This is a genomic window from Actinocorallia longicatena, from assembly GCF_039534125.1.
Classification (GTDB): domain Bacteria; phylum Actinomycetota; class Actinomycetes; order Streptosporangiales; family Streptosporangiaceae; genus Actinocorallia; species Actinocorallia longicatena.
In genome coordinates this window covers 1-514 of the sequence record NZ_BAAAUV010000093.1, presented here as the reverse complement: position 1 = coordinate 514, position 514 = coordinate 1, and the positions used below count along the sequence as shown (strand labels likewise).

Sequence of the window (514 nt, the reverse complement as noted above, 5' to 3'; positions counted from 1 at the left end):
AAATTTGAAAAGAGTAGCTTAGGCTGCTCTTTTTTTTATAATTTAAGAAAGTATAGTTCTGGTGTTTAGTTTATACAATGTTACGGCTAAATCCAGCTCCAGCACCCAGCCAAGATGAAATGGCGACGATCTTTGCCATTTCATCCTACTCGAGGGAAAAAGAAAAATCACTTTTTCCTTGGTCAAATAACCTGTCATGAATAAAAGGGAAAACCACCCTTTTTTTCATGACAGAACATTTGCTCTGCCTTAGGCTAAACGGTGCGCCTTAAGCCTTTTGTTCATTTTTATGAAAATAATCAATAAGTCCCATAGCACAAACTTGGAGATCAAGTCTTAACAGTTCCTGTAATTCATTATTAGGTTTACACCCTTTAGAATCTATATATTTAGTAACTTTTTCAAAGAGGGTATCCTTAAGGAGATCGATCTGTGTAACAACATTTTCAAGTTCACTCATTTGGAGGATGGATTGAGTACAATCAAGAAAAACTGGTATCCAATAACGAAGTTG

At 35.4% G+C, this 514-nt stretch carries 1 protein-coding gene; it reads right to left on the bottom strand.

The genetic code is table 11. The features are described 5' to 3' along the window. Positions 1 to 268 precede the first annotated feature (268 nt). Positions 269 to 514, bottom strand: a 246-nt coding sequence (locus ABD785_RS41215; protein WP_344840368.1) for a hypothetical protein, incomplete at its 5' end; no start/stop codon positions are given.